A 12,621-nucleotide genomic window follows, 5' to 3' on the forward strand; every position below is an offset into this window, starting at 1 on the left:
GGCTGTGCCTTCCTGGTCAGGTGCTTCCAGGCTAACGAACGACCACCGCGCGACGGTGCCCCGCGGTGATCCCGGTCACCACAGGTGGGATAGCCGCAGGAGGAACAAATAATCGGCTGCGCGTGCTGTGGGTGTGCATGGCAACATCGCGAACTGTGACTGCCACCCGCAACCCGCAGCCGCTGAGCGCCGACGTTGCGGGTCCGAGCCGGCTGCGGATGATCGTCGTGCTGGGCGCGATGGTGGCGTTGGGACCGCTGACCATCGACATGTATCTGCCTGCGCTTCCGCGGATCGCCGACGAGCTCGGGGTGTCCTCGTCGGTGGCGCAGTTGACGCTGACCGGAACGCTGACAGGGTTGGCTCTCGGGCAGCTCATCGTCGGTCCGCTGTCGGATTCGCTGGGCCGCCGCCGCCCCCTGATGGCCGGGATCGCGTTGCACATGCTGGCGTCGCTGTTGTGCTTGTTGGCACCCGACATCGCCGTGCTGAGCCTGGCCCGCGGTCTGCAGGGGATGGGCGCGGCCGCCGCGATGGTGGTCGCGGTCGCCGTCGTCGGTGACCTGTTCGACGACAGCGCCGCGGCAACCGTGATGTCGCGGCTGATGCTGATCCTCGGTGTTGCGCCGATCGTCGCGCCGTCGTTGGGGGCGGCGGTGCTGCTCAAGGCGTCCTGGCATTGGATGTTCGCGGTGTTGATCGTGCTGGCGGGGGCACTGCTGCTGGTCGCCGCGATCGCATTGCCGGAGACCCTCCCGGTCGGCAGTCGTCGCCCGCTGCGGGTCCGCTCGATCGTCGCGACCTACGGAAGCCTGCTGCGCGATCTGAAGTTCGTCATCCTGGTGATCGTCGGCGCGCTCGGGATGGCCGGGCTGTTCGCCTATATCGCCGGTGCGGCCTTCGTCCTGCAGGGGCGGCACGGTTTGGATCAGCAGAGGTTCGCTTTGGTGTTCGGGGCGGGAGCGATCGCGTTCGTCGCCGCCACCCAACTCAATGTCGTTCTGCTGCGCCGGTTGTCCCCGCAACGCATCCTGGTGATCGCGCTGACCGTGGCGACCGGGGTCGGTGCGGTGTTCGTCGCGCTGTCGGTGACTCACGCCGGCGGTATCTACGGCTTCCTGGTTCCGGTCTGGGCTGTTCTGGCGATGATGGGCTTCGTCATCCCCAACGCTCCCGCGGTCGCGCTGTCGCGCCATCATGAAGCGTCCGGAACCGCCGCCGCCCTGCTGGGTGCCGCGCAGTTCAGCGTCGGCGCGGTGATCGCGCCGGTCGTCGGCTTGATGGGCAACGACGAGATCGCGCTGTCGGTGGTGATGACCGCCGGTGTGGCGATCGCGTTGGTTGCGCTGTTGTTCGTCGGCGACACCGACGACTCCGCACCGAGTCAGACACCGCAGCGATGATCCCTGCCGCGGACTCGCTCTCAGGTCTGACTCGACGGGTCGATAGGCTCGATCCGGCGGCGTGACGGCTTGAGGCGCGGGGGCCCACCAAACGTACGGCGGGGGTTTGGCGGGGGCGCGCCGACACCATCGCAGTAGCCGAAACGAGGTAGTGCATATGACCAGGAACATGGCCGGCCCGGCGCCGGACGTGGACTTGGACCCAGATCCGGTCGCGGTGCCCGACGTGCCCGCCAACCCGTGGCCGGCGCTGTGGGCCATGCTGGTCGGCTTCTTCATGATCCTGGTCGATTCGACGATCGTCGCCGTCGCGAATCCCAGCATCATGGACGGGCTGCAGATCACCGACTACGACACCGTCATCTGGGTGACCAGTGCGTACCTGCTGGCCTACGCCGTGCCCTTGCTGTTGGCAGGCCGCCTCGGCGACCGCTTCGGACCCAAGAACCTCTACATCACCGGGTTGGCCATCTTCACCGCGTCGTCGTTGTGGTGTGGTCTGGCCGGTTCCATCGACACGCTGATCGCCGCCCGCGTGGTGCAAGGGCTCGGCGCCGCGCTGCTGACACCGCAGACCCTGTCGACGATCACCCGGATCTTCCCGCCCGAGCGCCGCGGCGTGGCGATGAGCCTGTGGGGTGCGACGGCCGGGGTGGCCACCCTGGTCGGTCCGCTGGCCGGCGGCGTGCTCGTCGGCCGGTTGGGCTGGGAGTGGATCTTCTTCGTCAACGTGCCCGTCGGTGTGATCGGCCTCGGGTTGGCGGTCTGGCTGATTCCGGCGCTGCCCACCCGCAAGCACCGGTTCGACATCATTGGGGTGGCCCTGTCCGGGATCGGCATGTTCCTGGTGGTGTTCGGTCTGCAGGAGGGCCAGGGCCATCAATGGGCGGCATGGATCTGGGCCGTGATCGTCGCCGGCATCGGGTTCTTCACAGCGTTCGTGTACTGGCAGTCGATCAATCGCAACGAGCCGCTGATCCCGCTGCAGATGTTCGCCGACCGGGATTTCAGCCTGTCCAACATCGGTGTGGCCGTGATCGGTTTCGTCGTCACCGCGATGATGCTGCCGGTGATGTTCTATGCCCAGGTGGTGTGTGGGCTGTCGCCGACGCGTTCGGCGCTGCTGATCGCGCCGATGGCGGTGTCCAGCGGGGTGCTCGCCCCGTTCGTGGGCCAGTTGACCGATCGGGTTCACCCTCGCCCGATTCTCGGGTTCGGTTTCTCGGTGGTGGCGATCGCGCTGACATGGCTGTCGATCGACATGACGCCGACGACGCCGATCTGGCGGTTGGTGCTGGCGCTGACCGCGATGGGGGTCGGGATGGCGTTCATCTGGGCGCCGCTGGCCGCCACCGCCACCCGGAACCTGCCTGCGCACCTGGCCGGCGCCGGGTCGGGTGTGTACAACGCGACTCGTCAGGTGGGCTCGGTGCTGGGTAGCGCCGGGATGGCTGCGTTCATGGCGTCCCGGATCAGCGACGAGATGCCGGCCGCGCCGGCCGATGCCGCACCGAGTGATCTTGCGGTGCTGCAGCTTCCGTCGTTCCTGCGGGAACCGTTCTCCGCCGCCCTGTCGCAGTCGATGCTGTTGCCGGCGTTCGGGGCGCTGTTCGGGATCGTGGCCGCCTTGTTCGTCGTCGGCGGGTTCGGTTCACCGCGCCCGGTCCGGGACGACGACGAGGTCACCGACGAGATCCCCGTCTATGACGGCTACGACGACGACCATTACCTGGAGTACGTGGTGGACCGGGAGCTGGTCGCCCCGCCGATGCGCGACGAGCGCGACGACGAGACCGAGGTGATCAGGTGGCAGCCGCCGATCGCGCCGCCGGAGCCGGCTGTTGAGCCGATTGGCCCTGTGCACAACGGTTTCCCGGTTGATGGTTTCCCGGTGGATGGCGACGGTTCACGTCACCGTCTCAGCGATCCGGGCGAGCCGCGTCGGGCGCGCCACTACCGCGACGAGCCCGCGGAGGTCCAGAGCTACGGCCGTCACTCGCGGCCGGGCGACTGACCGGAGGCGCACCCGCCCAGTCATTCTTATCGAATGAGTACTATGCTCGCTGAAAAAGAGAATGCAATTTTCAGCGAGGAGAATGATGGCCGAGAAGCATCCGCTGACCGATCGCACGCTGGTCGTCTCGGGCGGTAGCCGGGGCATCGGTCTGGCCATCGCGCTGGGTGCGGCCCGACACGGCGCCAACGTCGTCCTGCTGGCCAAAACCGCCGAGCCGCACCCCAAGCTGCCGGGCACGGTCTACACCGCTGCCGCCGAGATCGAAGCGGCCGGGGGCAAGGCCATCGCGGTCGTCGGTGACGTACGCAGCGAAGAGGACGTCGCACGCGCCGTCGACGCCGCGGTGGCGGAGTTCGGCGGGGTCGACATCTGCGTCAACAACGCCAGCGCGATCGCCACCGACCCCACCGAGACGCTCTCGGCCAAGAAGTTCGATCTGATGCAGCAGATCAACATTCGCGGCACATTCCTGTTGACCAAGGCGTGCCTGCCATATCTGCGCACATCACCCAACGGCCACGTCGTCACCATCGCCCCGCCGCTCAACCTCAATCCGCACTGGCTGGGCGCGCACCCGGCCTACACGCTGTCCAAGTACGGGATGACGCTGCTGTCGCTGGGCTGGGCGGCCGAATACGCCGACGCCGGAATCGGTTTCACTTGCCTGTGGCCGGAGACCTACATCGCGACCTCTGCGGTGGCCAACTCGGCGGATTTCGAGGATGCGCTCGCATCCTCGCGCAGTCCCGAGATCATGGCCGACGCTGCGGTCGAGATCATCACCTCGCCGGGGTCGAAGGTCAACGGCGGCTGCCTGATCGACTCGGAGGTCCTGCGTGCCGCCGGAGTCGAGGATCTGTCCCGCTACGGCGGCGGCGCCGACCCGATCATCGACATCTTCGTCGACCGCTAGGTGTACTCGGCTTAGACATTGGTGACGGATCGCTATTGCTGTAGGGAGGACCTCCGGGCTTAGTGGAGATGTCTGACGTCTTCACCAGTCCACGGAGGTCCTCGTGTCCCACGCTAATGCCCGTTTGACCGTTCATGGTCGTCTGCTGCTCGTTGAGCGGATCGTTAAGGGACACCGACCGGTGTCTCATGTCGCTGCCGAATTAGGAGTGTCGCGCCAGTGCGCTCACCGATGGGTGCGCCGGTTTCGCGATGAAGGCGTTGCCGGGTTGTCGGATCGCTCCTCACGACCACACCGCTGCCCGCGCCGCACATCAGCTGTCATTGAAGATGCGGTCCTCGAACTGCGCCGCGCCAGTAGGCGGGGCCAGGACTGGATCGGCGCCGAACTCGGTCTGCCGGCCCGCACGATCTCGGCGATCTTGCGCCGCCACCAGCTGCCGTATCTGAGGGACTGCGACCCGCTGACCGGTGACGTGATCCGGTCATCGAAAGCGACCGCGGTCCGCTACGAACGGGCACGCCCCGGAGAACTAATTCATATGGATGTCAAGAAGATTGGCCGCATCCCTGACGGAGGCGGATGGAAGGCTCACGGCCGAGCCAAGAGCAGATCTGCTGCACAGAGGAACGCGCGCATCGGGTTCGACTACGTGCACTCCGTCGTTGACGACCATTCGCGGCTGGCCTACTCAGAGATCCTGCCCGATGAAAAGGGAGCGACGTGCGGTGAGTTTTTAGCCAGGGCCGCCGAGTACTTCCGCGCCCACGGCATCCCGACCATCGAGAGACTCATCACCGACAACCACTGGAGTTATCGACGCTCCGCCGATGTCGCGGCTGTCATCGCAGGCCTGGGCGCCAAGCACGTCTTCATCAAGCCGCATTGCCCCTGGCAGAACGGGAAAGTGGAGCGCTACAACCGCACCCTGCAGACCGAGTGGGCCTACCAGCAGATATTCACCACCAACGACGCTCGCAGCGCTGCCCTTGCACCCTGGCTCGAGGACTACAACAATCGACGACGCCACTCAGCCCTCGGAGGCCAACCCCCGATCAGCAGACTGACGCCAACGTCCTAGCCGAGTACAGCTAGGCGCTCAGCCGACGGGCAGCAGGTCCGGGTACTCGGTGCGAACACACTGGCCGTAGCTGCGGAACGCCTCGAAGGGGCCGACCGTCGAGCCGAGTCCGGCCGCGATCGTCGCCTGCGCCTTGAACACTGTTGCCGCAGCGCTGAGTTGGTGGCGGACCGCGCTTCCTCGGCGACCCACGCTGGGCAGCCAGACGTCACCCCAGACGGTGACCTCGGTGCGTGCCGAGCGGACCGACGCGGCCAGCACGTCGCGGACCCGATCGTCCTCCCCGCACATCGCGCCGGCCAGCGCGAACGCGGTGGGAATATCTGGCCCGTCGAACATCGCGCGCAGCGCGATGGGCTGGACGCCGAGGATGCGAAGAGCGGCGAGGTCGCGGGCATCGGCGACCGCGACTCGCACATCCCAGCCGGCCATCACCCGGTCGAACAGCCATCCGCCGGCCGAGTCGACAACGTCGGCGACGTGGGCGCCGACGACATCGAGTTGGTAGCGGGCCAGCCGGGTGGTCCGCTGGCGCGACCTGGCCACCTCGTGCTGCGGGTCTCGTTGGTCGAGTTCATGCACGCCACACAGCGTGACACTTCCAGGCTAATCTGTAAAGGTCATGACAGTTCGAAGAACCGTCGGAGCGCCGAGGCCTGCATGGCCAGCAACGTGTGAGTGACCTCCCAGTCCGGACACAGCGAGTCGAAGCCGTGACAGGTACCGCCGAAGACGTGCAGATCGGTGCGGACACCGGCGCTCATCAGCCGGTCGGCGTAGTCCAGCGCCTCGTCACGCAGCGGATCCAATTCGGAACAGGTGATGACTGTGCTTGCCGCTCCGATCATTTGGCGGCTGCGCGCCGGGACTGCCGCGGCGCACGGGTCGGTATCGCCGAGGTAGTGCCGCCACATCGCCTCGGTCGCGACACCGTCGAATCCGGGCGTCGTGTCGAACTCCGTCTTCGACGCCGTGGGGCGATCGTCGAGCACCGGCTGGTGCAACAACACGCCGGCTATCGGCGGAATCTGGCCGGCGGTGGCCCGCTGCGACAGACCTGCGGCAAGCGCCGCGCCCGCGCTGTTCCCGGCGAGCACCAGGCGGTCGCGGTCGAGCCCGTTGTCCGGCCCGGTCGTCCAGGTCCACCGCAGCACAGTCACCGCGTCGTCCAGAGCGGCAGGGAAGGGGTGTTCGGGGGCCAACCGGTAGTCGATGGACACCACGGTGCAAGCCGCCCGGCGGGCCAGTTCGACACACTGGCGGTGATCGGTGTCGAGATTGCCGAGCATGAATGCGCCTGCGTGGCAATAGATCACCGCAGGCGACGGAGATGGCGCACCGCGGTAGAGGCGCACCGCAACTCCCGCGGCATGGCCGTCGACAATATCGACCCCGGTCGTGTCGATCTCGGCGATGGCCTCGGCGCGCCGGGCATCGAGCGAGTGTCGCACGGCAGCAAGGGTGTTCAGCGACAGGTCAGTACGTGCGGCGGCGAACGGATGCAGAGCGGGATCCAGCCGGCGGAGAAGGTCGGGGTCCGGTTCCATGGCTAGGCGCCCGGCGGGGTGAAACTGTAGTCGCGTGCGCGGAACCGCCGCGTCATGGCCCAGAACGCGCCTGCGCTGCGCGGCCACTGGGTGACCACCCGGCCGTTGGGTGCCCGGAAATAGTTGCTGCACCGCGTCGTCCACACCGTGCCTTCCATCCACCGGTCGACGTCGGCCAAGAACGACGACACGGTGTCAGGTCGCACCGAGATGTAGCGTCTTTCGTTGCGGCGCAGATACTTCAGGGCCCGCACGATGTAGCGTGCCTGGGCCTCGAGCACGAAGATCACGCTGTTCGAGCCGACGTTGGTGTTGGGGCCGTACAGCATGAAGAAGTTCGGGAAGCCCGGAACGGCCATGCCGAGGTACGCGAACGCGCCGTCGCGCCAGGTGTCGTGCAGCGATCGGTCGTCCTCACCGCGGACCTCGATCTGGCCCAGGTAGTCGGTGGCGGCATACCCGGTGGCGCACAGCACCACATCGACATCCAGTTCGGAGCCGTCCTCGGTGACCAGTGCGCGCGCCCGCAGTGAGCGGGCCGGGCTGGACACCACCTCGACGTGCGGCTGGGTCAGCGTGGACAGGTAGTCGGCGGCGAACACCAGCCGCTTGCAGCCCAGCGGGTGGTCGGGGGTGAGCTTGGACCGCAGTTCGGGGTCGGCGACAGCGGATTCCAGGTAGCGCAGCGATATGTCTTTGAACTCTTGTGTTTTGTCGCTGCCGTTCTCGATCACCGAGATGTTGCGTTCACTGCGCAGCCATAGCCGGGTCCGGTAGAGCTTCTTGGCGAACGGAATCCACCGGAAGGCCCAGCGCTCCCGGTCGGTGTAGGGCCGGTCCGGTTTGGGCAGGATCCAGGTGGGGGAGCGCTGCACCGAGTACACCTTGTCCGCGACCTTGGCGACTTCGGGCAGCAGCTGCGAGGCGGTGGAGCCGGTGCCGAGGACGGCCACCCGGGCACCGGCGAGGTCCACCGAATGATCCCAGCGTGCCGTGTGCATCAGCGTGCCGGTAAACGGCTCCTGCTCGTGCAACTCGGGGAGCAGGGGGCGGGTGAACATCCCCACCGCCGAGACCACGATGTCGAAGGTGTGCTGGGCGCCGGACGAGTCGGTCAGAGTCCAGGCGTGAGTGTCGGAATCCCAGTGTGCTGAGCTGATTTCGGTGTTCAGTCTCAGGTGCGGCCGCAGGCCGTGGCGGTCGGTCGAGCGTTCGAAATACTGCAGCAGTTCGGGCTGCCCGGGCCACATTCGGCTCCACTGCGAGTTCAAGTCGAACGAGTATGAGTACAGGTGCGATTTCACATCGCACGCCAAGCCCGGGTAGGTGTTGATGCGCCAGGTGCCGCCGACGCCGTCTTCGCGGTCGAAGATGGTGAAGTCGCGAAACCCGGCCTTGGACAGAAAGATTCCGAGCGCCAGACCACCGGGGCCGGCGCCGATGATACCGACCGACAGTGTGGTCACCCGATCCGCAGGCACTGGCCACCGTCGACGACAAGCTCTGCTCCGGTGATGAACGACGCGTGCTCGGACACCAGGAAGGCGACCGCATCCGCGACCTCCATCGGCTGGCCGAGGCGGCCGCTGTAGGACCGTTCGATCAGACGCTGCCGCGCGGTGTCGTCGAGCATCGGGGTGTCGATCGGCCCGGGGAATACCGCATTGACCCGGATGCCGTCACCGGCGAGCTCGGCCGCCGCGATCTGGGTGAGGCCACGCAATGCCCACTTCGACGATCCGTACGCAGCGTGGAACGGGAACGGTCGGATCGCGCCGGTGCTGCACGTGTTGACGATCGCCGCACCCTGGGCCTCACGGAGATGGGGAAGCGACGCCCTGATTCCCAGGAACGGGCCCAAAGTGTTGAACCGCCAACTGCTTTCGAAACCGTCCGCGGTCTCCTCGGACAGCGAAGCCCGGTGCAGCACACCGGCATTGTTCACCAGCGTGCTCAAGCCACCGAACCGATCGACCACCTCGGCCACCGCGGTCGCCCACAGCTGCTCGGAGGTGACATCCAGCTCGACGGCGATCAACCCCGGGTCGTCGAGCTCCTCGATCTGGATGCGCAGATCGTCGATCAGCCGATCGGCGGCGGCCACGTGGAAACCGTCGGCCCGCAACCGTCTCACCAGCGCTGCGCCCTGGCCGCGGGCGGCGCCGGTGACCAGCGCGACTTTGTCGCTCATGCGCGGCCCTCTGCCTCGGCGAGGTGCGCAATCGCCCCGCGGCGTAATGCCTGTGACTCCGGGGCCAGGGTGATCAGCTGAAAGCCCAACGCGGCCAGTTCCTTTCCTGTGGTTCCATCACCGGCATGGATTCCCGCGACGATGCCCGCCGCTACTGCGGCCTGCTGGACACCGATGATCGCATCCCTGACCCTCGGCTGCGCGGTCGCCGTGATCACCTCGTCGCCCAAGGAGATCGCCAGGTCCGCTGGACCGACGTAGACGCCGGCCAGGCCGGGGACCGCACAGATGTCGGCGACCGCGTCCAGACCGGCCGCGGTCTCGACCATCGCGAACACGCTGACTCGATCAGCCAGCGCGACCGGGTCGATTCCCAGGCTTGCGCGCAATGGGCCGAAGCTGCGGATTCCCCTGGGCGCGTATCGGGTTGCCGCGACCGCTTCGGCGGCTTGTTCGGGACGGTCGACCATCGCGACGATGATCGCGTCGGCACCGGCGTCGAGCACCCGTCCGATCGGTGGGGCAGCGGCCGAGGGCACCCGGACCGCGGTGGCGATCGGGACGTGCTCCGTGCGGCGCAGAAGCTGCGCCACGTCGGCGTCGTCGAGGTAGCCGTGCTGGATGTCGAAACCGACGTAGTCGTAACCGGCGTGCGCGAATTCGTCCGGACCGAGGAAGCTGGGACCGGTGATCCAGCCACCCCACACTTGCGGTTTGTCGGCCAGCGCCTGCTGCAGTCTGCTGGCGGTCATGAGGCCACGATCGAGATCTTGACCCGTCCCGGGGTCGGGCGGCAGGCGAACTCGAACGCCTCCTGCACGTCGGCGACGTCGAAGGTATGCGTGACGTAGTTGCCGAGCAGGTCGGGATGCTTGCGGGCGAACGCGTCCGCGGCATCGAGCACTCGCCGACGGTCCAGTGTCACACCGGATTTCAGCGTGAGGTTGTTGCGCAGCATGGTGCGCATGCTGATCGGATAGCTGTCGTCGTCGGGCACACCGAAATAGAACACGGTACCGCCGAAGCCGGCCGCTTCGACCGCGTTGTTGAGGGTGGCGACCTGATGCCCGACGGCTTCGATGACGACGTCGGGTTTGTCGTGCGGTGCCAGGTGCGCCACCCAGCGATCGCTGGTGGATCGCACCACGGTGTCCACACCGAACGTCGCGCCGACGTCGTCGCGATAGATGGGGTCGACCCCGGTGACGTGCGCGGCGCCGGCGGCTTTGGCAGCGAAGGAGAACAACAACCCGATCGATCCCTGGCCGATCACTGCCACCCGCTTGCCGTCCAGCGGTGGAAGTTGTTCGAGCGCATACAGAATGCAGGCCAGCGGCTGTAGACCCACCGCGTGGGCGGGGGGCAGCGAGGGCTCGTAGGGGGCCAGTCCGTTGCCGTCGGAGATGACGAATTCCATCAGGCCGTCGAAGCCGGACGCCCAGCCGACCACGCGATCACCGCGCTGGTGCTCGGGGTGGTTACTGGCCAGGACCTCGCCGACGATCTCGTGGACCGGGAAGCCCGCCATCTCCGCCGCGAGCGCTCCGGTGTCGCCGGGCAGGCGGCCCTGCACGCCCTTGAAGCCGGGTATGTCGCTGCCGCAGATGCCGCCGGCCAGGAATTTCAGCAGTACCTGCCCGTCGCGCAGACGGTCGCGCTGCGGGTCGGGCACCGTGACCCGTTCGAACGTGTACGGCGCGACAAGCCGATAACACCACACAGGCTCAGGCCTCCGATGACGCGTGGGTCGTTGACAGTGCCACGTACGGAGCGTGACATTTGTGCGATGTTTTGTAAAGGTAGGGCATGACCGTTCTCGGCTCCTTGTCTCGCGCTCAGCTTGCCAGCGGATTCTGCTTCGGTGAAGGCCCACGCTGGTTTGAGGGGCTGTTGTGGATCTCGGACATGCTCGGCGACGCCGTGCACACGATCAGCATCGACGGGTCGGTGACCACGGTGGAGTTGCCGGGCCACGCGCCGGCCGGTTTGGGGTTCCGTCCCGACGGCACGCTGCTGATCGTGTCCACCGAACGCCAGGTGGTGCTGGGCTACGACGGGGAAGCCGTCACCGAGATCGCCGACCTGTCCGGGATCGCACCGGCCGGCCTCGGCGACATGGTGGTCGACGTGCACGGCCGGGCCTATATCGGATCGCAGGCCCGCGAGGGGGGCGTCATCGCCAGGCTCGATCTCGACAATTCGGTGACCGTGGTGGCCGGTGACCTCGATTTCCCCAACGGGATGGCGATCACACCGGACGGTGGCACGCTGATCGTGGCCGAATCGATCGGGCGGCGGCTGACCGGCTATGACATCGACGCGGCCGGGTCCTTGTCGGGGCGGCGGGTATTCGCCGACGGGCTCGACGGTCCACCGGACGGGATCGCCCTGGACGAGGCGGGCGGAGTCTGGACGTCGATGACGCTGGCGCATCAGTTCGAGCGGGTGGTGGCCGGTGGCGAGGTCACCGATCGCATCGACGTCGGCGACCGCGCGGCCATCGCCTGCATGCTCGGCGGCCCGGACCGGCGCACCCTGTTCCTGGTGTCGGCCCCCGACGCCTATCCGCAGCGACTCGTCGGCACTCGGGGGTCGGGCGTCGAGATGGTCAGGGTCGAGATCCCCGGCGCGGGCTTTCCGTCGATCGAGAGGTGATCATGACCGACAGCTACTACGAACTCGTCGACGCGGACGATCCCCGCGGAGAGCGGTTCCGGGCCACCGACATGGTTCGCAGCACGTGGACGTCGCACATCCAGCACGGCGGCCCGGTGTCGGCACTGTTGGTCCGTGCCGTGCAACGTTGTCAGCGCCGCGACGACATGCGGCTCAGCAGGGTGGTCGTGGATCTGCTGGGCCCGGTTCCCGCAGACGGTGACCTCTGGATGACCGCGACCGTCGAACGACGCGGCAAGCAAATCGAATTGGTGTCTGCGCAAATGCTCGGTACGGGTCCGGACGGGCAGCCCCGCCCGGTCGCCAGCGCGAGTGGATGGCGGATGCTGACGCTGGACACCGAAGCGCTGCTGTCGGCGCCGGTCGCTCCGCTGTCACCGCGCTCGGCGGGGGTGAATCGCAACCTTGCCGACAACTTCGACCCCAATTACGTGCACAGCCTGGAGTGGCTGTGGCTGACCGACCACACGGCGCCGGGTCCGGGCGAATCGTGGCTGCGGCCGCAGGTCGATCTGGTGCAGGGCGAGGAAATCACCCCGCTGGAGCGGTTGTTCGCGGTCGCCGACTGCGCCAATGGCATCGGCTCGAAGATCGACATCAGGAAGTACACGTTCCTGAACACCGATCTGGTGGTGCATCTGCACCGGGTCCCGGTCGGCGAATGGACGGGTATCCGCTCCGAGACGATGTACGGCCCTGATGGGGTGGGGACGACGGTAGGCACCCTGTTCGACGACGACGGGGCCGTCGGCGTCATCGCGCAGTCGGTGTTGGTGCGCCCGCGGTAGCCGAA

12 protein-coding genes are annotated in these 12,621 nt (G+C 67.2%); 6 read left to right on the forward strand and 6 right to left on the reverse strand.

Features of this window, described 5'->3' with window-relative positions:
* Positions 1 to 137 precede the first annotated feature (137 nt).
* The 4 genes from Y900_RS19060 to Y900_RS19075 all read left to right on the forward strand — a co-directional run bounded on the left by Y900_RS19060 (position 138) and on the right by Y900_RS19075 (position 5,414).
* A complete protein-coding gene (locus Y900_RS19060; RefSeq protein ID WP_036347244.1) occupies positions 138 to 1,403 on the forward strand; it encodes a multidrug effflux MFS transporter in 1,266 nt (421 codons plus the stop codon).
* Between the two features lie 259 nt (positions 1,404 to 1,662).
* Entirely contained in the window at positions 1,663 to 3,417 is a 1,755-nt protein-coding gene (locus Y900_RS19065; RefSeq protein WP_237752708.1) for an MFS transporter, read from the forward strand.
* An 85-nt stretch (positions 3,418 to 3,502) separates the two neighbouring features.
* Complete coding sequence (locus tag Y900_RS19070; RefSeq protein WP_109751238.1) at positions 3,503 to 4,333, forward strand: SDR family oxidoreductase; 831 nt, start codon at positions 3,503 to 3,505, stop codon at positions 4,331 to 4,333.
* Positions 4,334 to 4,436: 103 nt separating this feature from the next.
* Positions 4,437 to 5,414 carry an IS481 family transposase gene (locus Y900_RS19075; protein WP_036338172.1) on the forward strand — a complete coding sequence of 326 codons (978 nt, stop codon included), beginning with the start codon at positions 4,437 to 4,439 and terminating at the stop codon, positions 5,412 to 5,414.
* 18 nt (positions 5,415 to 5,432) lie between these two features.
* Here the strand turns inward: Y900_RS19075 and Y900_RS19080 are convergent, their stop codons facing one another.
* From Y900_RS19080 to Y900_RS19105, 6 genes are read right to left on the reverse strand one after another with little or no spacing between them, the layout of a single operon-like run.
* Positions 5,433 to 5,996, reverse strand: a complete 564-nt coding sequence (locus tag Y900_RS19080) for a hypothetical protein (protein WP_051660155.1) — start codon at positions 5,994 to 5,996, stop codon at positions 5,433 to 5,435.
* A 38-nt stretch (positions 5,997 to 6,034) separates the two neighbouring features.
* Positions 6,035 to 6,961, reverse strand: a complete 927-nt coding sequence (locus Y900_RS19085) for an alpha/beta hydrolase (protein WP_036343865.1) — start codon at positions 6,959 to 6,961, stop codon at positions 6,035 to 6,037.
* 2 nt (positions 6,962 to 6,963) lie between these two features.
* On the reverse strand, positions 6,964 to 8,442 hold the full coding sequence (locus tag Y900_RS19090) for a flavin-containing monooxygenase (RefSeq protein ID WP_036343866.1): 1,479 nt from the start codon (positions 8,440 to 8,442) through the stop codon (positions 6,964 to 6,966).
* Positions 8,424 to 9,152: an SDR family NAD(P)-dependent oxidoreductase gene (locus tag Y900_RS19095; RefSeq protein WP_036343868.1), complete on the reverse strand. Its 729-nt coding sequence runs from the start codon at positions 9,150 to 9,152 to the stop codon at positions 8,424 to 8,426. Before Y900_RS19095 ends, Y900_RS19090 begins: the two co-directional genes overlap by 19 nt.
* On the reverse strand, positions 9,149 to 9,904 hold the full coding sequence (locus tag Y900_RS19100; protein ID WP_036343870.1) for an HpcH/HpaI aldolase family protein: 756 nt from the start codon (positions 9,902 to 9,904) through the stop codon (positions 9,149 to 9,151). The genes Y900_RS19095 and Y900_RS19100 overlap by 4 nt, the downstream gene beginning before the upstream one ends.
* Positions 9,901 to 10,872 (reverse strand): zinc-binding dehydrogenase, encoded by a 972-nt coding sequence (locus Y900_RS19105; protein ID WP_036343871.1) that lies wholly within the window; start codon positions 10,870 to 10,872, stop codon positions 9,901 to 9,903. The genes Y900_RS19100 and Y900_RS19105 overlap by 4 nt, the downstream gene beginning before the upstream one ends.
* Positions 10,873 to 10,958: 86 nt before the next feature.
* Here Y900_RS19105 and Y900_RS19110 point away from each other — a divergent pair, with 86 nt between their 5' ends.
* Entirely contained in the window at positions 10,959 to 11,807 is an 849-nt protein-coding gene (locus tag Y900_RS19110) for an SMP-30/gluconolactonase/LRE family protein (RefSeq protein WP_036343873.1), read from the forward strand.
* A 2-nt stretch (positions 11,808 to 11,809) separates the two neighbouring features.
* Positions 11,810 to 12,616: a thioesterase family protein gene (locus Y900_RS19115; protein WP_036347250.1), complete on the forward strand. Its 807-nt coding sequence runs from the start codon at positions 11,810 to 11,812 to the stop codon at positions 12,614 to 12,616.
* Positions 12,617 to 12,621 lie beyond the last annotated feature (5 nt).

Origin of the sequence: Mycolicibacterium aromaticivorans JS19b1 = JCM 16368 (assembly GCF_000559085.1) — a bacterium.
GTDB classification, from domain to species: domain Bacteria; phylum Actinomycetota; class Actinomycetes; order Mycobacteriales; family Mycobacteriaceae; genus Mycobacterium; species Mycobacterium aromaticivorans.

What these genes read in the sequence shown, in the direction of transcription:
- Y900_RS19060 (WP_036347244.1), top strand. Translation starts at nt 138, where the DNA reads ATGGCAACATCGCGAACTGTGACTGCCACCCGCAACCCGCAGCCGCTG.
- Y900_RS19065 (WP_237752708.1), top strand. Translation starts at nt 1,663, where the DNA reads ATGCTGGTCGGCTTCTTCATGATCCTGGTCGATTCGACGATCGTCGCC.
- Y900_RS19070 (WP_109751238.1), top strand. Translation starts at nt 3,503, where the DNA reads ATGGCCGAGAAGCATCCGCTGACCGATCGCACGCTGGTCGTCTCGGGC.
- Y900_RS19085 (WP_036343865.1), bottom strand. Translation starts at nt 6,961, where the DNA reads ATGGAACCGGACCCCGACCTTCTCCGCCGGCTGGATCCCGCTCTGCAT.
- Y900_RS19095 (WP_036343868.1), bottom strand. Translation starts at nt 9,152, where the DNA reads ATGAGCGACAAAGTCGCGCTGGTCACCGGCGCCGCCCGCGGCCAGGGC.
- Y900_RS19100 (WP_036343870.1), bottom strand. Translation starts at nt 9,904, where the DNA reads ATGACCGCCAGCAGACTGCAGCAGGCGCTGGCCGACAAACCGCAAGTG.
- Y900_RS19110 (WP_036343873.1), top strand. Translation starts at nt 10,959, where the DNA reads ATGACCGTTCTCGGCTCCTTGTCTCGCGCTCAGCTTGCCAGCGGATTC.
- Y900_RS19115 (WP_036347250.1), top strand. Translation starts at nt 11,810, where the DNA reads ATGACCGACAGCTACTACGAACTCGTCGACGCGGACGATCCCCGCGGA.